At 46.2% G+C, this 20,909-nt stretch carries 17 protein-coding genes; 4 read left to right on the top strand and 13 right to left on the bottom strand.

The features are described from left to right. Nucleotides 1-102 precede the first annotated feature (102 nt). The 5 genes from NST47_RS09785 to NST47_RS09765 all read right to left on the bottom strand — a co-directional run bounded on the left by NST47_RS09785 (nucleotide 103) and on the right by NST47_RS09765 (nucleotide 7,074). The gene (locus NST47_RS09785) at nucleotides 103-1,410 is read right to left on the bottom strand and encodes an FkbM family methyltransferase (RefSeq protein WP_341159641.1); all 1,308 of its coding nucleotides are present in this window, start codon (nucleotides 1,408-1,410) and stop codon (nucleotides 103-105) included. Between the two features lie 407 nt (nucleotides 1,411-1,817). Continuing rightward, a complete protein-coding gene (locus tag NST47_RS09780) occupies nucleotides 1,818-4,016 on the bottom strand; it encodes an exosporium glycoprotein BclB-related protein (RefSeq protein WP_341154969.1) in 2,199 nt (732 codons plus the stop codon). Between the two features lie 424 nt (nucleotides 4,017-4,440). Further along, on the bottom strand, nucleotides 4,441-5,304 hold the full coding sequence (locus NST47_RS09775; protein WP_341154968.1) for a glycosyltransferase family 2 protein: 864 nt from the start codon (nucleotides 5,302-5,304) through the stop codon (nucleotides 4,441-4,443). 22 nt (nucleotides 5,305-5,326) lie between these two features. After that, on the bottom strand, nucleotides 5,327-5,950 hold the full coding sequence (locus tag NST47_RS09770; RefSeq protein WP_341154967.1) for an acetyltransferase: 624 nt from the start codon (nucleotides 5,948-5,950) through the stop codon (nucleotides 5,327-5,329). 8 nt (nucleotides 5,951-5,958) lie between these two features. After that, nucleotides 5,959-7,074: a DegT/DnrJ/EryC1/StrS family aminotransferase gene (locus NST47_RS09765; protein WP_341154966.1), complete on the bottom strand. Its 1,116-nt coding sequence runs from the start codon at nucleotides 7,072-7,074 to the stop codon at nucleotides 5,959-5,961. Nucleotides 7,075-7,289: 215 nt separating this feature from the next. On the opposite strand from NST47_RS09765, the gene NST47_RS09760 reads away from it, so the two are divergent. Next, nucleotides 7,290-8,819, top strand: coding sequence for a glycosyltransferase (locus NST47_RS09760; RefSeq protein ID WP_341154965.1), 1,530 nt, complete (start codon nucleotides 7,290-7,292; stop codon nucleotides 8,817-8,819). Between the two features lie 205 nt (nucleotides 8,820-9,024). After that, complete coding sequence (locus NST47_RS09755) at nucleotides 9,025-10,149, top strand: DegT/DnrJ/EryC1/StrS family aminotransferase (RefSeq protein ID WP_341154964.1); 1,125 nt, start codon at nucleotides 9,025-9,027, stop codon at nucleotides 10,147-10,149. Nucleotides 10,150-10,287: 138 nt separating this feature from the next. On the opposite strand, the gene NST47_RS09750 is transcribed toward NST47_RS09755, so the two are convergent. The 7 genes from NST47_RS09750 to NST47_RS09720 all read right to left on the bottom strand — a co-directional run bounded on the left by NST47_RS09750 (nucleotide 10,288) and on the right by NST47_RS09720 (nucleotide 18,121). Continuing rightward, nucleotides 10,288-10,926 carry an acetyltransferase gene (locus tag NST47_RS09750; protein WP_341154963.1) on the bottom strand — a complete coding sequence of 213 codons (639 nt, stop codon included), beginning with the start codon at nucleotides 10,924-10,926 and terminating at the stop codon, nucleotides 10,288-10,290. A 19-nt stretch (nucleotides 10,927-10,945) separates the two neighbouring features. Then, entirely contained in the window at nucleotides 10,946-12,688 is a 1,743-nt protein-coding gene (locus NST47_RS09745; RefSeq protein WP_341154962.1) for a DUF4214 domain-containing protein, read from the bottom strand. Between the two features lie 274 nt (nucleotides 12,689-12,962). Then, nucleotides 12,963-13,913, bottom strand: coding sequence for a GDP-mannose 4,6-dehydratase (locus NST47_RS09740; RefSeq protein WP_341154961.1), 951 nt, complete (start codon nucleotides 13,911-13,913; stop codon nucleotides 12,963-12,965). Nucleotides 13,914-14,467: 554 nt separating this feature from the next. Then, nucleotides 14,468-15,511: a mannose-1-phosphate guanylyltransferase gene (locus NST47_RS09735; RefSeq protein ID WP_341154960.1), complete on the bottom strand. Its 1,044-nt coding sequence runs from the start codon at nucleotides 15,509-15,511 to the stop codon at nucleotides 14,468-14,470. 5 nt (nucleotides 15,512-15,516) lie between these two features. Then, nucleotides 15,517-16,383 carry a dTDP-4-dehydrorhamnose reductase gene (gene rfbD / locus NST47_RS09730; protein WP_341154959.1) on the bottom strand — a complete coding sequence of 289 codons (867 nt, stop codon included), beginning with the start codon at nucleotides 16,381-16,383 and terminating at the stop codon, nucleotides 15,517-15,519. After that, nucleotides 16,380-17,399, bottom strand: coding sequence for a dTDP-glucose 4,6-dehydratase (gene rfbB / locus NST47_RS09725; protein WP_341154958.1), 1,020 nt, complete (start codon nucleotides 17,397-17,399; stop codon nucleotides 16,380-16,382). Before rfbB ends, rfbD begins: the two co-directional genes overlap by 4 nt. Then, entirely contained in the window at nucleotides 17,396-18,121 is a 726-nt protein-coding gene (locus NST47_RS09720; protein WP_341154957.1) for a sugar phosphate nucleotidyltransferase, read from the bottom strand. Before NST47_RS09720 ends, rfbB begins: the two co-directional genes overlap by 4 nt. A gap of 300 nt (nucleotides 18,122-18,421) precedes the next feature. Between NST47_RS09720 and NST47_RS09715 the strand changes: the two genes are divergently transcribed. Together NST47_RS09715 and NST47_RS09710 are read left to right on the top strand one after the other, a co-directional pair. After that, complete coding sequence (locus NST47_RS09715; RefSeq protein ID WP_341154956.1) at nucleotides 18,422-19,165, top strand: SDR family oxidoreductase; 744 nt, start codon at nucleotides 18,422-18,424, stop codon at nucleotides 19,163-19,165. A 3-nt stretch (nucleotides 19,166-19,168) separates the two neighbouring features. Continuing rightward, nucleotides 19,169-19,768, top strand: a complete 600-nt coding sequence (locus NST47_RS09710) for a TetR family transcriptional regulator (RefSeq protein ID WP_341154955.1) — start codon at nucleotides 19,169-19,171, stop codon at nucleotides 19,766-19,768. 166 nt (nucleotides 19,769-19,934) lie between these two features. Here NST47_RS09710 and NST47_RS09705 read toward each other — a convergent pair whose 3' ends face one another. Next, nucleotides 19,935-20,900: an ROK family protein gene (locus NST47_RS09705; RefSeq protein WP_341154954.1), complete on the bottom strand. Its 966-nt coding sequence runs from the start codon at nucleotides 20,898-20,900 to the stop codon at nucleotides 19,935-19,937. Between the last annotated feature and the right edge of the window lie 9 nt (nucleotides 20,901-20,909).

The following is a 20,909-nucleotide window of genomic DNA, read 5'->3' as shown; positions in this document are numbered from 1 at the left end:
TCACAGTTCAACGTTACGGAGCACTGCCTCTTTTTGACATGTGCTTTGAATTCGCAAGGTGGGGCTATTTGACATTTACCCATAAACTCTTAATTGACTCCTTTACTGTGGGACTGCAAAAAGAATCGTTTCCTGGGCATGCATCGTATAGTGACCTAAATAGAATTTATATCCTAGATTTAGTGCTGCAATAAAGCTTACCACGTTAGCAAAATCTTTAATCTGATGATAGATTGCAATGGCAAGTTTAGGACGAAAAGTTTGAATGGTTTGCATTGCGCCTTTCAACGCATTCAATTCAGCGCACTCTATATCCATCTTAATAAAATCAATTTTAGGAATATTCTTTTCTTTGACCAAATCATCTATCGAAATCGTTAATGTTTCTTCATTAAAATAGTCCGACTTGGTGAATGAAACAGAACTCGCGGGTCCCTGGTCCATGTAATAAAGTAATTCATTTGATACATCCCACAGAGGGCGCTCCACAATGGTAATGCGCTGTTTAAGCTTTTCATTCAGGTCTAGATTTTTGGTCATAATCTCTAAATTACTTGGTATGAATTCTACTGTATACACATGCCCATTTTCACCAACTTCATGAGCAAAGTATAGTGCAGTATCCCCAAAACATCCTCCCGCATCGATAACAACATCGGCTTCACTTGCTTTAATTACGGGTGCAATCTTCTCGTATTCATACTGCCGATCCATAAAAGTAGCGCTTAGTCCAACTGAAATGCAGAATAGTTGAAGGTCATATCCTACTGTTCCCAAGTTAAAAAGGGGCAGGTTCCATCCATGAAATTTCGTCTTCATTGTCTCATTACCGTCAATAAGATTTTGGAGGGATTGCCTCTGAGCCCAATATTCATTTGTATTTAGAGGTAGCTTTACTTTCTTATTGCCTAGTATTCTGAATGCCAAAATCGTCAACAACAAATCCCGAGAGGATTGATCTTCAAGATGGTCAAACAGTTCAATAATTCCTTGTAGGTAATTAAGAATTTCCTTTTTCTCGTTTTCTGTGTTAACCACACTGAGATCATTAGAAATCGGTATAGAGGTAAGCTCCTCATAAAGACCAATATCAATATTGTAGTAATAGTCATTCACTGAATGATCGAGCAGCTCTTTGATAAGCAAATCCAAAAACACAGGAGCAGCTTGAACCTTGTTTGGATTGGTTTGAATATCATGCTCGGATTTAAATAAAAGTGCTCTCGTCTTTTCTCTTACATATATATCATTGGAAATATTAAGAATCTTTGAAAAACAGAGTTTGGCTAATTGTTGTCGACCACTGGAGTTGTATATCTCACCAAGTTGCAGCAGGGAATCTACATCATGTATATTGTAAATCAAGTTTTCTTTTAATGTTCTTTCCACTGTGATTAACTCATCCTGCATATCGCAATTACCACCTTTTTTCCAGATGAAAACTATAGGATCATGTAATTTTATGCTAAAACTCAGTTTTTGTTCCTTATCCATCCCCCTTTCAAGATATCCAGAACAAGCTACAGATTCGTGCTCAAATGAATGCCTCAGTAGTTATAATATCAATAGAGCAGCGAGAGTGTGCTCATTTTCAGAGAGAAGATCTAACTAATTTTTCATCAGTTCGAGCGAGTGTCCTTTTGACGTGCTTACGGTAGCATTGCCATTTCATCCCCCGTAACAACTCAATATGATAACCTGAAGTAAAAAAAGAACAAGCCTGTTCGCTTGTTCTGCAAAAATATCTTTACTGTATGGCTTATTACTCGACTCCCGGAATCATGCTTTACTGAGCATTTGCAATCTCAAAATATTAATTATTCGATGGTGATACCCGCACTTGCATAACCTGGTATAACAACAGCAATATTAAGGCTCCCAACAGGCGCCACTACCGAAAATACCATTAACAGACGATTTCCTTGACTTACTGGTATACTCAATCCGGTCAAAGAACCCGTACTAATTGTAGGAGGAATCACAAATAATGGTAGAGCAGGTGTGAGAGCTGGAGATAATGTGACTAAAGTTCCTGGAATTGCAACAAAACTATTATTAGGTGTGGTGGATATATATAATTCTGCTGTAACGTTTAATGGCCCAAGTGCCAGAGCAGTTATTGCTAAAGGAGTACTAAAGTACGCTGTTATTCCTGTAATCGTCCCTGCACGAGGAACAGAAAATGCAAGGTTAATAAGAGTGCCACCTGCGCCAGTGAGATCTATTGTACCGCCAAGGACATTAACATTGGTCCCCGATGATCCAAACCCAATCAGTCCCGTTGTACCGGCAACTCCCAACAAGGCAGAAACCAGTGAAACTGGAAGCCCAGATGCATATGGAATCATAGCACCCGTACTCGGTCCTTGATCACCCTGTGGACCTTGAACACCTTGAGTTCCCACTGTTCCTTGGTCGCCTTGTGGACCTTGTACGCCTTGAGGTCCTACGGTTCCTTGATCACCTTGTGGACCTTGGACACCCTGCGGTCCTACAATTCCTTGATCACCTTGTGGTCCTTGTACACCTTGGGGTCCTGCGGTTCCTTGATCGCCTTGTGGACCTTGCGCACCCTGAGGTCCTACAATTCCTTGATCACCCTGTGGCCCTTGTACGCCTTGAGGTCCTGCAGCCCCTTGATCACCTTGTGGACCTTGTGCACCTGTTGCTCCCTGTGGACCTTGCACGCCTTGAGGTCCTGCTACTCCTTGATCGCCTTGTGAACCTTGTGCACCCTGGGGTCCTGCAATTCCTTGATCACCCTGTGGACCCTGCACGCCTTGTGGTCCTGCAACCCCTTGAGGTCCAACTGCTCCTTGATCGCCTTGCGGTCCTACAGTTCCTTGATCACCTTGTGGTCCTGCGACCCCTTGAGGGCCCGCTGCTCCTTGATCGCCTTGCGGTCCTGCAATTCCTTGATCACCTTGCGGTCCTGCGACCCCTTGAGGGCCCGCTGCTCCTTGATCGCCTTGCGGTCCTGCAATTCCTTGATCACCTTGCGGTCCTGCAACCCCTTGAGGGCCTGCTGCTCCTTGTGGTCCTGCAACTCCTTGATCACCTTGAGGTCCTACAGGTCCTTGATCACCTTGCGGTCCTGCAACCCCTTGTGGACCTGCTGCTCCTTGATCACCTTGCGGTCCTACAGTTCCTTGATCACCCTGTGGTCCTGCAACCCCTTGTGGACCTGCTGCTCCTTGCGGTCCAACTGCTCCTTGATCACCTTGCGGTCCTACAATTCCTTGATCACCCTGTGGTCCTGCAACCCCTTGAGGACCTGCTGCTCCTTGATCACCTTGCGGTCCTACAGGTCCTTGATCACCTTGCGGTCCTGCAACCCCTTGAGGGCCTGCTGCTCCTTGTGGCCCTGCAACTCCTTGATCGCCTTGCGGTCCTACAGGTCCTTGATCACCTTGTGGTCCTGCGACCCCTTGAGGGCCTGCTGCTCCTTGATCGCCTTGCGGTCCTACAGGTCCCTGATCACCCTGTGGTCCTGCAACCCCTTGAGGACCTGCTGCTCCTTGATCACCTTGGGGTCCTACAGGTCCTTGATCACCCTGTGGTCCTGCAACCCCTTGAGGGCCTGCTGCTCCTTGAGGTCCAGTAGCTCCTTGAGTGCCTTGTGGACCTTGTGGGCCTTGGGCACCTTGAATGCCTTGTGGGCCTTCTGGCCCTCCAGCGGGCCCTTGAGCACCTGTTATTCCTTGAGTACCTTGAGTACCTTGAGGCCCTTGAGTACCTTGAGGCCCTTGAGTACCGAGAGCGCCTGTTGTTCCTTGAGTACCCTGAGGGCCTCTAGGTCCTTGAGCGCCTGTTGCACCAGTTGCTCCTGTCAGACCGGTTTTTCCAGTTTGGCCCGTCTGGCCTGTCTGACCTGTCTGACCCGTCTGACCCGTCTGACCTGTCTGACCTGTCTGACCTGTCTGTCCGGTTTGACCTGTCAGACCTGTCAGACCTGTCAGACCTGTCTGTCCAGTCTGACCGGTTTGGCCGGTTTGGCCCGTCTGTCCATCTGTCATTTCATTTACCCCTTTCTTATGAATCTAATAAAGTATATGTATTTGATTTTTTATGGATACGGTAAATGACTCAGACTATTGATATAAAATGGTATAAAAACAGAAAAAAGGGCATTATTATCATGAATCCGTTGTAAAAGATAACCTATATATTACGGTAACTTGATTGTCATCGCGAACCTCATTCCAAGTTCATTATCCAGCGAAACAGGCCATTGCGGAATTTAATAGATAGAGTCAAATTTCATAATGTTGCCCAACCTAATCCGCTAGAATGAGACAAATCGATATAAGGAGCAATCAGCCCCAGCACAGAGCCAAGCATTAGCGCAAAAACCAAAACTACCTGACTGCCAAGTTTTATTGGTGTCAGGTAGTCGGGCGCTTTCAATTCTATGGACAGGGTCGTCATACAACCTAACTTTTAGTCCAGGGTTGCCAGAATCATTTCAATTCGTGAGATATCTCCTGTAAATTGATAATGATCCCTTACTCGTTCACGATAAGACCCCAGGGCAGTCCTGAATAACTCATTCGTATCCAAAAACCCATCTTCTCGTGAGGCAATCGTAATATCTAACCATTCACTAAATGCTCGCAGACCCATCGTATTGTTATTTTGATTCGGGTGTCTTCGAAAATAACTCAAAGCTTCTGGAATATACACAGCCTTTCCTTTGGATAACAATGATAACCAGGCAGCCATATCATTGATAAGAGAATATTGCTTCCCTTTATATACTCCATATAGCTCAGTAAGATCTTTTTTTCTAAACATTACCGTTGTCGGTTCACCGATAACATTGAGACCGCAAGCTAATGCAACATTGCCCAGCATTTTTCCATCCATTATCCTTGTTTCCTGGTATAGTCTGGCTGTAGCATGGATAGGAGGAAGAAACTGACCTGATTCATCGATGGTTTGTCGATAAGATGTGACAAGTGTAATGTTGTCAAATTCATTAAAAAAATACATCATTTTTTTGATTTTATCCTGATGAAAAACATCATCGTCCATCAAATAATTGATATACTCGCCTGAAGCCAGATCATAACATTTGTGCCAATTTGCAAGAAACAAATTTCGTTCATTTCGATGATATTGGATCTGAGAGTACGAATGTAAATAAGGTACCATCATTTCTTGTACTCGATCATCTGTACTATCATCGCAGATAATGATTTCGATATTCGGATAGGTTTGCTCCAATACACTGTCGATTGCTATTTGCAAAGTATGCGGTCGGTTGTACGCAGGTATGACGACACTGACTAACGGAAGATCCACGTAAAATCCCCCTTTCTCCGGCTTATAGCAGGTTTTTTTTGAATTTAGCAGGTACTCCAGCGTACAAGGTTTGCTCAGGCACGTCCTCCTTTACAAAGGAACCTCCACCAATGACGGACCAGGGTCCAATCGTCGTTTTTTCACGGATGGAAGAACCAATCCCGATATAAGCCCCTTCCTGAATCGTCACATTCCCTGCAATTTGGACACCGGGAGCAATCGTCACATAATTCTCGATTCGATCATCGTGACTGATATTCACGCTTCGGTTTATAATAATGAAATTGTCTATAATCACATTCGTGGTTAATATCGTTCCTTCACATATAACGTTACCGACCCCAATACGGTTTCTTTTAGACATGAACACGGATGGGTGTATTAACGTATCTGCAAACTGGAACCCCAATTTTCGTGTTTTTTCAACGAGCCGTTTTTTTAAAGATGGACTGCCCACTCCAGCGCATACAATCCTTACCTTCTCTTGTAACGAAAAGATATCTGGCAGATCCCCTAACACCGGAATATCATCTATGATCTGTCCTTTGTATTCAGGTCGTTCATCCAGAAATCCCGTCACTTCAATTCCGATTTGCTCACAAAGGTGAAGAACTTCGCGGGCGTGACCCCCACATCCCCATATCACAAGAGACTTTATGATGAAACCATCCCTTCTACAACCAAATGAACATCTGAATTGGTCATTTCTTCCCATAGAGGTAAACTGACGATGCGGCTGGATATTTGCTCCGTAACAGGCAATGGGGTGTGTCGATACCCGTTCAAAAGCGGATGCTGATGGCAAGGAGGAGCAAAATAAGTACGTGCTTCGATGTTTTGACCCGCGAGGGCGTGAATGATGTCACGATTGTGCAGACCATCCGGGCAGCATATCGACATAAATTGATAAGGAATTTCCCCGACAGCCTTTTGAACAGCCCAGCCTTTATTTAATAGATCCTTTTGATTTAATTGTTCAAGGTACCAGGTATAAATTTGCTGTCTCGCTTTTATTTTGTCGTCAAAAATATCCAGAGTGGATAAGGCAATCGCCGCCGTATATTCGGAAATTTTTCCATTTAATCCGAGCAAGGCCGTTTCTCTATTCGTAGAAAATCCAAAGTTTTCTGCTTGACGAATACGGGAAATCAACTCTGGATTTGCACTGTATACTAATCCTCCTTCTCCGACACCAAACGATTTGGTAGCGTGAAAGCTATACACGACGCAGCCAGGAAATCCCTTTCCAAAATGATTGTGATTATCCGCCGCACCAAAGCTGGCAGCTGCATCCACAACCACAGGTATCCCGGATTCATGGATCTGTCGATAGAAATCGAGGTTCATATGGGTTCCAAAGGTAGCGTATGGAAGAACAGCGGCCACTTCATCTCCCAATATTTGCAGGCATTCACTAACCATCTTCTCATCCATACACCAGGTATCCGAATCAATATCCACAAAAAACGGTTCCAATCCACACCATATGGCAGCCAAGGGAGTAGCGGCAAATGTAAAGCTCGGCATTAAGACATACTTTCCCTTGGGACGTTTACTTTGGGAAATAGCCAGGATCAAACCAATGGTCGCATTGCTAACTGTTGTTACAGCACCCAGGTGGTCAAAGTATTCATCCATTACTCGTTGTTCAAAGCGTGTATTGAGGGGGCCAAAATTACTGTAAATTCGAGAGGATTCAATCTCTGTCAAATAAGGGATCAACGTTTCATGTTTGACCAGATTAGGTCGTAAAAAGGGAATTTTTATCATGATGGAATATTTTGTCAGCTCCTTTCTTTATCTTAGATATATATATGTAATACGATCGCTTTGGTCATAGACACCAACTGATGATTAATAATATTGAATTGACATGGAGTCATATTTTCCGATATTCCCGATATATATAAATCGATGTATACCAACTTACCTATACTCAACACGGATCTCAAGCTTGTGTTGGCTATCTTAAAAGGGGGATGAACGTGTCAGCGAATCAAACTCCACTATTGACAACTCATCTGTTTTTTTCCAAAAATGATACTTGGGATGGATTCGAAGATATGTTAGCCAGACTGGCTGAAAGTGGCATCACAGTGAAGTTGTATGAACCTGAGGATGCCTTGTTGGATATAAAACCCAAAAGTCCCCGCGTCTATGTTTCATTGGGAACAGGCTGGGAACCATTTAAGACCTTGAATGCCTTGCCCGTTCAAGAGAGAAAACGTTGGCTGCATTATAAATCTCCTGAAGAAATTCAACCCTTCCTATTATTTTACTGCTGGCTCAAACAGACCGAACCTCTCCCTGAAAATAAAACCCTAAGTCCAACTCGTTTTTCCACAGATCATCCCTTAGTATCCATATTTACAGCAAGCTACAGGTCCAAAGACAAAATCCAGCGACCTTATCGCTCTCTATTGAATCAGACGTACTCCAATTGGGAATGGGTTATTGTAGATGACTCCGGTGATGAGGACGAGACGTACAACCAGGATTTACTTCCTCTAGACGATCCCCGTGTACGAAGATACCGCCAGGACTCACGTAATGGCTATATAGGAGCTATCAAGCGGTATGCAGCAGGTTTATGCACGGGGGATATTTTAGTAGAGGTTGATCATGATGACGAGCTGACTCCTGACTGCCTGAAGAAGATCGTCGATACCTTCCAACAGCACCCGGAAAGCGGCTTTGCTTATGGAGATTGTTCAGAGGTATTTATAGGGAGCCATCATGCTCACTGGTACGGCTGGGATTGTGGTTTTGGATACAGTATGTATTATCGCGTATGGGTCCATAAGATGAATCGATGGCAAAATGTGCAAAAGCATACGACCATCAATGGGAATACGATTCGGCATTTGGTCGGTTTACCGAATCATCCTCGTGCGTGGACGAGGGATTTTTACCATCAGATTGGAGGACATCGCGAAGAATTATTGGTTGCAGACGATTATGATTTGTTGGTTCGGTCGTTTCTTAGTACCCGATTTGTAGCGATACCTGATTTACTCTATATCCAATATCGCAATGAAAATGGAGATAACTCTACTTTTCATAGAAATGGACAGATTCAGATTCTGGTCAACGCACTGAACAGCTATTACAGTCAAAGAATTCGCACGAGAGTGGATGAACTGGGGTTACTTGATGATATACCCTATAGTCGCATATGGGAGACGGCTGCAGATCACCCTGCACGGAAGTCTGCCCATATCATTCACGAACAAGAATCCCGAGTTTCGATTCTGTTCCCTATCCCCCACTCCAATCCTACAAATGAGCACCCTCAATTACTTAAGACGCTTCAAAAGGGGATAGAATCGGGCTTTACCGATATCGAAGTCGTTGTTGTAGGTCGTGTTCCTGCTGAAGTCGAGGTCTTTGCGTCAATAGCCCCCATGGGCGCTATCCGCTGGTGGCCAATGGAACCGGATGATACATTAGAAACGTGTATCCAATATGCCAAGCTTTGTGCATCATGCAAGGAGAAAGTAGTCGTGCAGCCATGAACCTAAATAGGGCAGAATGTTTCTTCCGACAAGGGGATAGCCATTGCAGTACGAAGTGTTAAAAGCAAGAAATGGGCTTATTGTCCCTCCTCACCATGAATCCATTTTGCAGGCCAACGCATATATTACGATAACTTGATTGATATCGCGAATCGCGTTTGGAAAACATTTTCCTGCGGAGCATGTACTAGGAGGAATAATTAGGATGGAAAAATTTCATAACGTGGCACAGCCCATACTGAATGGAAATGAAAAAAAGTATGTTATGGATTGTTTGGACTCGACATGGATCTCTTCTAACGGATCCTACATTCATAAATTCGAACAGGAATTTGCACAATTTGTTCAAACCCAGCATGCCATAGCGTGCAGTAATGGAACAACAGCACTTCATCTCGCTCTAATGGGACACGGGGTTACAGAACATGATGAGGTTATCGTTCCTTCATTTACATTCGTAGCTACAGCCAATGCCGTAGCACATTGTGGAGCCACCCCTGTATTCGTTGATGCTGAACCCGATACCTGGAATATGAACCCTCTATTCATCGAAGAGAAAATAACTCCACGCACCAAAGGAATCATTGCTGTTCATCTTTATGGACATCCTGCCGATATGGACCCTATTATGGCAATCGCGGATAAATACGGTTTATTTGTTATTGAGGATGCAGCTGAGGCGACTGGAGCCGAATATAAAGGAAAAAAAGTCGGTTCCATAGGTCACAGTGCCATTTTCAGTCTATTTGGCAATAAAATCATTACGACAGGTGAAGGTGGGATCGTAACCACAAACGATGGCGAATTTACACAAAGGATCCGATTGTTAAAAGGTCAAGGCATGGACCCCAATCGCCGCTACTGGCACCCTGTTATTGGATATAACTATAGAATGACCAATATTCAGGCCGCCATCGGCTGTGCCCAATTGGAAAATATACAATGGCACATTGAGCAAAGAATACGCATTGCCGGACTTTATAAAGACCAGCTTCAATCCTGTCCAGCCCTCACAATGCCCGTTCAAAAGGATTGGGCCAAAAACGTATATTGGCTGTTCAGTGTACTGCTGAATGACGTTACCGAAGCTCAGCGCGACGAGCTGATAGAACGGCTGGTCAGGCTTGGAATTGAAACCAGACCTTTTTTTCACCCTATGCATGCTTTACCTCCTTATCAGCATTTGCAGCCTCATTCTGAGTTTCCTGTAGCCAATCGAATCAGTTCCCAGGGAATTAATTTGCCGAGCTCAGGAAACTTGACGGATGAAGAGATACATTTTATAAGCGACAGCTTCAAAAAGGTGTTAGCTGAGGTGCTGCATAACTGAGCTTCCAGGCCACCCACACATATCTTCTTTTCTGCCTATCGACAAAAGACGTTTCCGCAAGTTGGAAACGTCTTTTTCGATGTCATTGACTGCTGGTCATAGTCTTTCTTTCAGCGTAGATACCTACATTGCAGCTTTTCAATCCCACTGTCTGATCATGCGGGCAGGAACCCCTACGGCCAGACAATGATGCCCAATAGTATCAACCACAACGGCTCCTGCACCCAGTATAGACCACTCACCAATATGCATCCCGTCGATAACTTTGGTACCTGTTCCAAGAAATACACCCTCTCCGATAACAACGTGCCCTGAGAGAGTCACCCCTGGCGCTGCATGGCATAGAGACCCGATCTCGCAATCGTGGTCGACAGAAGCATTCGTATTAATAATGGACCCATCACCAATACGTGCATCGGCCTGTATGACCGCACCAGGCATGATAGCAATACCCGTACCTAACTGTGCTGAAGATGCCACGTAAGCAAATCGGCTGATTGCATTAACAAAATGAAAACCGATAATGGCAGCTTTGCGGGATAGCCGCTGCCTTACGGCATTATCACCAATCGCAATAAAAGCATGGTGAATTCCCGAATCATACAATTCTCGCAGTATGGTATCATCTCCCAGAATCGGTATGCCTGAAACCCATCCCCTGGCATAAGGGTCCGTACAACCGACAATATCTATCTCTGGGTCAGATTTCAGGATGTCGATGATAACCTTGGCATGTCCGCCGCAGCCAATAATAACCACCTTTGTTTTGGATAACATGCCGCTCTTCCTTTCGTTATCATTGCTTCTTGCTCAATACTTCATCAAACAAGCTGTCATATTCACGAGCGGCATCTGACCATGTCCTTCTGAGTACTCCTCTTATCGCAGCTTTTTGTAATGGAGCCAACCCTTCGTGAGTACGCCACAGCTTTCTAATCGCGGCTTCAATCTCTTTTACAGAATAAGGGTCAAAAGAAATAAAAGCACTCATATCGGTTATGACCTCTGTTGCCACATCAATTCTGCTTATTGCGACGGGGGTATCAACCGTCAGGGATTCCAATATGGGAAACGGACAGCTTCCTTCAAAAAGAGTAGGGACTATCGTACCAACAGCATATTTATACAAAGAAGGAAGATCAGCCGAAGAGAGTCTGCCCAAAAACACAACACTGTTTCGCTCTTCCTGACTGTGACAACGCTCCAAAAGCTCACGGATCCTCTTTTCAAAGGGCCGGTTCCTGTAGTCATCGGTCAATACCAGCCGAAGCCCTGAAGTTTTGCCTTCAGACGTTTTTTTGAAATTCAGAAATGCCTCGATCAGTCGATCATGATTTTTGTGCAACCGCATGACCGAAGGAAAAACCAGATAAGGACTGTGCAAATTGTACTTGCGCCGAAATGTGCTTTCAAAGCGTAGACCGAACAACCGGTACTCCTCCAAAGGCGGCGCCAAACGAATTACCCGTGTCTGATGCAAGGGCAGCTTCAAAAACTGTAAGCCTTCATGATCCCTGATGTAATTCGAATTAAAGACAACCTTGGCCGCCTTGCCAGCCATAGCATCGACGATAGGCTGCAGATGGGTTAGAAACTCCGGCTGTTGGTCGGCGTAAAGCTTCTTGAAATGCAGATAGACTAAATCATGCACACAAAGTACATAAGGCTTGCTAAGCTCCAAAGCCCACTTCAAGCCGACATAAGGAACACACCAAACATCCACATCCAGATGCCTGTTCAACCAGCTCATATTCGGAAAGCTGTGAATCCAGAGCCGGTTTGAATATGTGGAGAGCTGCTTGCTCAACAATTTCTCTGCTTGCTCCTTATTTTGCTGTGTTATGGCAATGTGGACCATAACATCACTGCGATTGTGCAGCCAACCTTCCACCAGCCTGCTGATAAAGCTCCCAATACCTTCGCCGGAAAGTGTTACGGGGTGGTGATAACCAAGAAATACACCTATATGCTTCATAGACCCATTAGATACGTGCTTCATTGCACGGCTGTACGAAGAGTTTTCCATCAAAAAGGGACGATTCTTGCTTAATAATTCCTGAAACTCCTCAGATAACAAAAACCCGCTTCTGATTGCTGTGCGTGCTGTCCCTGCCTCAAGCTGCTGTATATAGCTCTGCAGCTCCTGGTCATCCGGCTGTCGATTGAGAAATTCCTGATACAATGCTCTAATAAATGCCCCATGATCCCCATGGACAAGTCGCTGAAGCAGTCTGGCCAGCGGGAATATATCGGAGAATTGCTGGGATGGCTTATCATATAATGCTGCGGCTTCCTGACTTTGCAGGATCGCATCCATCAGCACAAGCCTTGGACACCCTCCTTGAAGCTGAGTCAGATGGGATTGAAATCCGCCTTCATCCGGCTCACGGAGCAATAATTGCTTATACAGCTCCCAGATGAACAGCTCTTCCTCCAGGTCCATAAGCTCGCCAATGAATTCAAAGGTAGTCAGACTCTCTCCCTTTTCTAGCTTTTTATTAAATTTCTTACTGCTATTCCTTAATTGCGATGCATCCATACGGGGAGTCACTCCTCCTGCAGCTCTTGTCAAAGTATTACAGTATATTAGACTAGCAGACGCTTCGTCACGGCAAAAGCCACTGAAAAGCACGTTTGATAGGAGCATTGACTCGCTGACCATGGATTAACATTTGAACACCGGACCCGATGGTACGCTATCGGAAAAATGGGATATGACCAAATCCTATTATAAAGGTCCTAATTAATCGGATATGCTAACAAAAAGGATCCTGCACACTTGAGATTGTGCAGGACCCTTTTTGTTATGTGAATTATACGAGTGCTCTCCAGTAATTCAATAAATCCTCCATCGTTTGTGTGAAAGGAATTTCCGGCTTCCAGCCAGTTTTCGCATGAAACTTGCTGTAATCACCCAATAAAATCTCAACATCAGATGGACGCAGACGGGCAGGATCCTCTTTGATCTCAATCTGAACCGTACTCAACGACAGCAGCAAATTGAGCATTTCCTGAATCGTGCAGCAGGACCCCGATGCAATATTGTAAACTTCACCCGGATCGCCTTTTTCAAGTGCCAGCCAGTAAGCATGGACTACATCGCGAACATCGGTAAAGTCACGCTGAGCTTGCAGGTTGCCTACATATAAGACCGGAGCCTTAAGCCCTTTTTCAATTTCGGCAATCTGTTTGGCGAAGTTGGAGGTTACAAAGTTTTCGCCGCGTCGGGGTCCGGTGTGATTAAAGGTACGCGTACAAACGACATGCAGACCGTAGCTTTTATAATATTGATACCCCAAATAATCCTGCGCAACCTTGCTGATGGCATAAGGGCTCAGCGGACGAATGGGATTTAACTCGGTAATCGGAACCTCAGTTGCATCTACATAACCATACTCTTCACTAGAGCAGGCAATTTGTATTTTACAATCCAGGTTGATGCGCCGGACAGCTTCGAAGATATTGACTTGTCCAGCTACATTATTATGAATGGTGTCTATAGGTGAATTCCAAGAAGTCGGGACAAAGCTCTGTGCGGCCAGGTGGAAAATAAGATCAGGCTTGACGTCCTGAATTAAATTCTCTACCGAGAACGGGTCTCTCAGCTCACACTCCACCAGATTAACATCATTCATTAAATGCTGGATATGATTCATCCGGCTGCGATGCCGTATAGTTCCATAAACCTCCGTATTATTTTTCAATAAATATTCGGCTAAATGACTGCCTACAAAACCGGAGATGCCTGTTATTAATGCTTTCATCTATTTGAGATCCTCCTTGTATGCGGCGAACCCTTGTTAAGAGCCGCCTCTTCATTATTGTGTGCCTAGTGGAACATAGTGCCGATCCTTGCGAAACGATATTTTCCTTTGAACAATCTCCGAGCCCACATTCCTGTCTGTGAGACCCCATTTAACCGGTAATTATCGTCTCGATCTAACGTCGGTGGAAAGCCATGCAAAACCCGACCAGGACTCCGTCTCGAAGTCTCCCATGGCATTGCGTGTTAAAATGACGATCGAGCTCATACCCGAAATTAAGGGGGTATCGGCAGTCAGATCATTAGGCATGGATAATCGGATGCTCCTTCACCGTGATTTCTTATCTATCTAATAGTTCAATAGACTTGTATTAAATTATGCCGCTGCTGATTAGAATGGAACGGCAAAAAGCCGTCCTGCACGGATTCCGCAGAAAGCTGCCTGGGATAATATAATTACAAAGACATCTCGTACATAGGTGCTCCCTATTTTCATAAACGACTCAAATAAATCCCCCCATACTATTGGGAGGATTCATTAGATGTTTGCGGTTCTTACTGTGGGTCTTGCTGTTGCTCCCGTATTCGCTCCATCTCCAGCAGAGCCTGTTTAATCGTTTGCTCATCTGATTTGGGACACACCAGCAATCCCTCTGGTGTAGATACGATAATTAAATCGGCAACCCCTATGACTAACGTTTTTTGCTTGTCTGAAAAAACAATATTATCTCCTGCACGAAGCATATGAACCGATCCGCTGATCAGATTCCCCTGCTCATCAATCGGATATAGGCGAGTCAATGCCGTCCACGTCCCTACATCATCCCAGCCAAACCGGACAGGGATACAGTAGATCAAATCGGCTTTCTCCAAAATCGCATAATCCACCGACACCTTAGGCAGCAGCGGATACATCTGCTCCAGCTGTTCGTCGCTCAGGCTGATCAAGCGCGACATGTCAGGCTCGAATTGTTCCAAATAAGCGGCTATGGTTGATGGCCTCCAGGCAAATATACCGCAGTTCCAGTATACATTCGCCATATTGACAAGCCTGGTTGCCTTCTCCAGGTCAGGCTTTTCGATAAACCGTTTAACTCTGTAAGGCCGGCCATCATCCTGCGCCTTTCCTATTGCTTCAATATAGCCGTAGCCCGTCTCGGGACGTGTCGGGACGATGCCCAGAGTCACAATCACACCCTCCTGGCGGGCTGCCTCTACTGCCTGCTCAATCGCCTGAATGTAAGCCTCGTCATCCCCGATATACTGGTCCGAGGGAACCGTTACAAAAGGTTCATCCTGACCCTCAAGCAAAAAATACCGTGCTATCAATGCCATGCAGGGTGCGGTGTCTCTCTGCTCCGGCTCGATAATAAGCTGCCGAGAGTCCAGCTCCTTAAGCTGCTCCAATACGAGCTGCGTATACTTTTGGACCGTAGCCACATAAATGTCGGCTGCCGGTATCCATCTAAGAAACCGCTGATAGGTTTCCTGAAGCATCGTATGGTTTGACGTCAGAGCTAGAAATTGCTTGGGTACTTCCTCTGTGCTTCTCGGCCAAAACCGGTTGCCCTTACCGCCGGCCATAATGACAACCTTCAATACAATCACCCCTCATTTGACCTCACATACTGGATATCATTTTGAATGCAATCCTGCAGCGCCAGCTTCCATTCGCGCATGCGGGAGAAGCCGTTTTGGCGGATCGCCAAATCGTCGAAAGCGGAATTATCAGGTCGAAGCGCAGGCAGCGAAAAAGTCGAGGCACTTACCGCCTCCAGACTGATATCTGTCCGCTTCGCCGTCTGCAGGATGGCCTCGGCAAACTCGTAACGGCTGCAGCACCCTTGATTGGATACATGATACAAGCCGTATTTCTCTGTTTCCACCAAGTCCCCAACAAATCGTGCCAAATCTAACGTATAGGTTGGGGAGCCGGTCTGGTCATGAACCATCGTTAATCGGGACTGCCGATCAGCCATCGACAGCACCTTCGTCACAAAATTACTTCCGTGTTTGCCGTACAGCCAAGAGGTACGTACTATAAAATAGCGTTGGCTGATCATTTCCACGAATTTTTCCCCATGGAGCTTGGAATTTCCATACACACTCAAGGGATTGGTCCGGTCCATTTCTGTATAGCTTCCTGTCTTGGTTCCATCGAATACATAATCCGTGCTGATATAAACAAGCTTGGCAGCACAACGATGTGCAGCCAAGGCGACATTACGTGTTCCTGTGGAATTGATAGCATACGCTTTATCCCGCATCGTCTCAGCCAGATCTACCTGGGTAAACGCAGCAGCATGAATGATGGCATCCGGACAACACGCGGTTATCTGCTGCTTGACGGCCAGCTCATCCGTAACATCCAACTGTTCTCTGGAGAGCGGCAGAAGCTCATGGGCAGGTGACAGAGCGCGGATCAAATCATGGCCCAACTGCCCGCCAGCTCCTGTAATCACGATTTTCACGGCCCTTCACCCTCCTTGTTAGAATTGAATATATCCGATTGATAGGTTCCGTCAAGAATACCCTGCCACCAAGACTGATTGCTTCTATACCAGTCCAGTGTGAGGTGCAGTCCCTCATCCAGGGTATGCGTTGGCTTCCAGCCCAATTCATTGCGGATTTTTGAGGTATCCACTGCATAACGCCGATCGTGACCAAGCCGATCGGGCACGAACCGGATCAGCTTTTCCGATTTTCCCAGCTCCTGCAAAATCCGCTTGACCATAACGAGATTGGTCCTTTCGCTGCTGCCGCCGATGTTGTAGACTTCTCCTGAGCGGCCGCTGTGAATCACAAGATCGATAGCTGCACAATGATCATCCACAAACAACCAATCGCGGATTTGCAGTCCATCGCCATATACCGGCACGACTTCATCCTGGAGGGCACGCGTAATAATCGTCGGAATCAGCTTTTCGGGGAATTGGTACGGACCATAATTGTTCGAGCAGCGCGTAATGATCGCCGGCAGTCCATACGTCTCATAATAAGCCCTGACGAGCAGATCGGAGCCTGCTTTGCTGGCCGAATATGGACTATTCGGTGCAAGAGGCGTCTGTTCGTTAAAGCTTCCCTGATCACCAAGCGTTCCGTACACCTCATCCGTGGAAATATGCACAAACTTGTTGACCGTATGCTTTTTCGCGGCTTCCAGCAGTGTTTGGGTACCAAGCACATTCGTCAGAATAAACCGCTGCGGGTCCAGAATGCTTCGATCTACATGAGATTCAGCGGCAAAATGAACAACCGTGTCGATCTTCTCCTCTGCCATAACCCGCTCTACAAGAAGTGCATCCGTAATGCTGCCGCGAACTTCCGAATAACCAGGCAAATCACGAATATCTGCAACATTGTGGCTGTTACCGGCATAGGTTAACAGGTCCAGATTGACAACGGTATCCCCTGGATGCTTTTCCAACCAATAATGCACAAATCGGCTTCCAATAAATCCCATGCCGCCGGTGACCAATAGCCTCATACAACGTCACTTGCCGATAACCGTATACTGGCCTCAAGCAGTGATCGGTGCGTCCCCGCATCGGTCCACCAGCCTTCCAGCAGACGATAGGTTAACATTCCTTGTGACGCATATCGGTTGTTCACATCGGTAATCTCCAGTTCCCCGCGCTCCGATGCCTGAATCTCCTGAATCTTCTCAAAGACACCGGAATCATACATATAAATGCCCGTCACACAATAATCAGACTTGGGATATGTCGGTTTTTCCTCTATGGCTGCAATTCGGTCTCCTCTCATCTCAGGTACGCCATACCGACGAGGATCCGCAACTTTCTTCAGAAAGACCATGGCGTTCCCCTGCTCCGCCTCTGCAAACATCCGTACCGCAGATTCCAAACCATCCTCAAACAAGTTATCGCCCAGCAATACTACAAACTTATCCTGTGGTTGAATAAACCCGTCAGCCAATGCCAGTGCCTGAGCGATACCTCCGGCTTCTTCTTGAATCTTATAAGTGAGACGCACTCCCCAGCCGCTGCCGCTGCCGATATATTCCATGAATAATCCTGCCGACTGTTTTCCAGTAACCAGCATAATATCCTTGATCCCCGCTGCAGCCATTTTGGAAACCGCATAATGAATCATTGGGAAGGGCCCAACAGGCAGCAAATGCTTATTAATGATTTTCGTCATAGGCCTTAGCCGCGTCCCTGATCCCCCAGCCAAAATAACCCCTTTCATGGACCTACCCCTCTCTTGAAACGATTCTGCAAGACACCCTCTAACAGGATATGCCTGAAGCAGAGAAACACATGGACTCCTGCCGAGGACTCAGGAAAAATAAGCAACATGTCCCCCAAAAGCATGCTCAGCCGCTTTAAATGGAGATCATACGAAGGCAAAGAGCACTAAAAAAAAAAGAAATACATCAGTCAAACCAATATAATGACAAAATCGTAAATTTGTCATTTGATTTTTGTTTATGCATCGTATATACTACATGTATTCCAAGTCCCAATAACGAATCGAAGGAGATGTATCATGAGCAATGAAATAGCAGGCAAGGTCGTTCTGATTACAGGTGCTTCCAGAGGAATCGGGCGTAAGATCGCAGAGGATTTTGCTGAGCGCGGAGCCAAGGTTATCGTTAATTATTCGAGCAATAAAGAAGCTGCCGATGAGGTCATTGCGGCAATCCAACAAAACGGCGGTGAGGCAGCCGCAATTCAAGCGGACATCAGTCAGGTAGCAGAAGTTGAGCACCTGTTCCGCAGCGCTATCGAGTTGTATGGACAGGTTGACATTCTGGTCAATAATGCAGGGATCATGATCACGAAACCCATTGAACAAGTAACTGAAGCCGATTTTGATAAACAGTTTGCCATTAATGTCAAAGGCACCTATTTTGCTTGCCAGCAGGCTGCCCTACACATGAAGCAGGGCGGAAGGATCATCAATTTCTCGACTTCGGTTGCAGGTGCGATGTTCCCGGCGTACAGCGTGTATGCAGGCACCAAAGGTGCGGTCGAGCAATTCACCAGACAGTTGGCCAAGGAATTCGGCCCCAAGGGCATTACCATTAATGCTGTTGCTCCCGGACCTGTCAATACCGAGCTATTTACGGTAGGCAAGACAGAGGAGCAGATCCAGACAATTATAAGAATGAACTCTTTTGGAAGATTGGGAGAAGCGAAGGATATATCCGATGTTGTACTGTTTCTGGCCAGTGAGCAAACCCGCTGGATGACCGGCCAGACGATCCGGGTTAACGGAGGTTTCGTGTAAGTCATGGCCGCTGAATCTAACCTAAGCAAGGAAGCGATTTTGGATACAGCCGAGCAGGTGCTGCGACGTTATGGGGATAAAACGAATGTCGTTGATGTCGCCAAGGTGCTGCGTGTCAGTCATGGTACCCTGTATCGTCATTTTGCAAGTAAAGCGGTACTGTTGGAGGCCGTAACCGAACGTTGGCTGCATCGGATCTCACTTCCACTTGAAGCTATCTCCCATCAGCATGACGGCAGTTCCCCAGAGCGTCTGCGTATCTGGCTTGAAACTTTAATTCGTAGCAAGCAGCGATCGGCGGCTGATGATCCTGAGCTATTCTCCATCTATACTGCGGTCACCTCACAAGGAACCGAATTAATCGAGAATCACGTACACTATTTGATCACGCTACTGTCACGGATTGTCGAGCAAGGGGTCATGGAGCAGGTGTTTAAGAGCGGAGATCCCGAGGCGACAGCAAGAGCCATCTTCATGGCTACCGTACGCTTTCATCATCCCGCCCATGCTTATGAGGGGGATGCCGTTACCAAGCAGCAAGATTTTGAGCTGGTCTGGCAGCTCATTCTTGCAGGGATTGCTCGCGCAGATACGAAGCTGTAAGCATTAAGGAACGGTACAAAAAGATAAGGCTATCCGAACAGTTATGCACACTACTGTTGACGGATAGCCTATATTTATTATTCCGGCACCGATAATGAAAATAACTTCAGCAGCTTAGTTGCCGATCATTATAAAGTCAGGAGTTCCTGCCGTCATCATGTATCTACTATTGAACTGCTCTGCTGCCCGCAGCCATCGCACTTCCGACGATTCCGGCATCATCTATCATTGCTGCTGTGACAATCGTCAGCCGCTCCCAATAGCCATGGTATACCGATTGCTGCAGCTGCTTCCGCATTGGCGCAAACAAGCGTTCACCGGCCAGCGCAGCACCACCGCCAATTACGATCACTTCGGGACTGTACAGGGTTACCGCATTAGCAAGACCTTTACCAAGCAGCATGCCCGTATGGTTCATCACCTCGATAGCCAGCGGATCGTGTAGATCATAGGCTTTGGAAACATCAGCTGATGTGATGCTTTTGTCAGGTGCGGCCTCCATCCATTCCCGAAGTATGCTGGGTCTGCCACTCTGAACCAGCTCTTGTGCCTGACGGGCAATACCCGTGGCAGACACCGCCGTCTCCAGACAGCCGCGCATTCCGCAGCCGCAGGTATAAGGAATTTCCGGCATAATGATATGTCCCAGCTCACCTGCCATATAGCCGCCGCCATAATAAAGCTTACCCTGATTAATAACAGCCGCAGCAAGTCCCGTTCCAATCGTGATCCCGAGAACATGCTCATAACCTTGGGCAGCTCCACAAACCGCCTCACCATACACATACATTCTGACATCATTATCAATATAGGTTGGAATTCCTGTACGTTTGCGAATCTCTTCGGCTGTAGGGACCTGGGTCCAACGCAAATTCCCGGCAAACAGGGTTATTCCTTTGTCAGGATCGATGAAACCCGGCGTTCCCACACCGATAGCCCGTACCGCCTCACGCTGAATACCACCAAGAGCCAACAGCTCGTCCACCATATGTTTTATTTTGTCAAATACATAATCACTGCCCCGCAGCGCTTCTGTAGGCTGTTTGATTTTGTGCAGTAATTTGCCGAAGGCATCGGTCAGGCCGCATACAACATTCGTGCCTCCAATATCAATTCCAATTAAAAAATCCATCATTCACTA

The sequence above is a fragment of the Paenibacillus sp. FSL H8-0034 genome, assembly GCF_038000305.1.
Lineage (GTDB): Bacteria > Bacillota > Bacilli > Paenibacillales > NBRC-103111 > Paenibacillus_S.
This window is presented reverse-complemented; position numbering and strand designations above follow the sequence as displayed.

Bases quoted from the DNA above. Each gene is read 5' to 3' on its own strand.
- NST47_RS09745 (WP_341154962.1), bottom strand. From the start codon at position 12,688: ATGGATGCATCGCAATTAAGGAATAGCAGTAAGAAATTTAATAAAAAG.
- NST47_RS09780 (WP_341154969.1), bottom strand. From the start codon at position 4,016: ATGACAGATGGACAGACGGGCCAAACCGGCCAAACCGGTCAGACTGGA.
- NST47_RS09715 (WP_341154956.1), top strand. From the start codon at position 18,422: ATGAGCAATGAAATAGCAGGCAAGGTCGTTCTGATTACAGGTGCTTCC.
- NST47_RS09750 (WP_341154963.1), bottom strand. From the start codon at position 10,926: ATGTTATCCAAAACAAAGGTGGTTATTATTGGCTGCGGCGGACATGCC.
- NST47_RS09710 (WP_341154955.1), top strand. From the start codon at position 19,169: ATGGCCGCTGAATCTAACCTAAGCAAGGAAGCGATTTTGGATACAGCC.
- NST47_RS09755 (WP_341154964.1), top strand. From the start codon at position 9,025: ATGGAAAAATTTCATAACGTGGCACAGCCCATACTGAATGGAAATGAA.
- rfbB (WP_341154958.1), bottom strand. From the start codon at position 17,399: ATGAGGCTATTGGTCACCGGCGGCATGGGATTTATTGGAAGCCGATTT.
- NST47_RS09785 (WP_341159641.1), bottom strand. From the start codon at position 1,410: ATGCAGGATGAGTTAATCACAGTGGAAAGAACATTAAAAGAAAACTTG.
- NST47_RS09765 (WP_341154966.1), bottom strand. From the start codon at position 7,074: ATGATAAAAATTCCCTTTTTACGACCTAATCTGGTCAAACATGAAACG.
- NST47_RS09720 (WP_341154957.1), bottom strand. From the start codon at position 18,121: ATGAAAGGGGTTATTTTGGCTGGGGGATCAGGGACGCGGCTAAGGCCT.
- NST47_RS09740 (WP_341154961.1), bottom strand. From the start codon at position 13,913: ATGAAAGCATTAATAACAGGCATCTCCGGTTTTGTAGGCAGTCATTTA.
- NST47_RS09705 (WP_341154954.1), bottom strand. From the start codon at position 20,900: ATGGATTTTTTAATTGGAATTGATATTGGAGGCACGAATGTTGTATGC.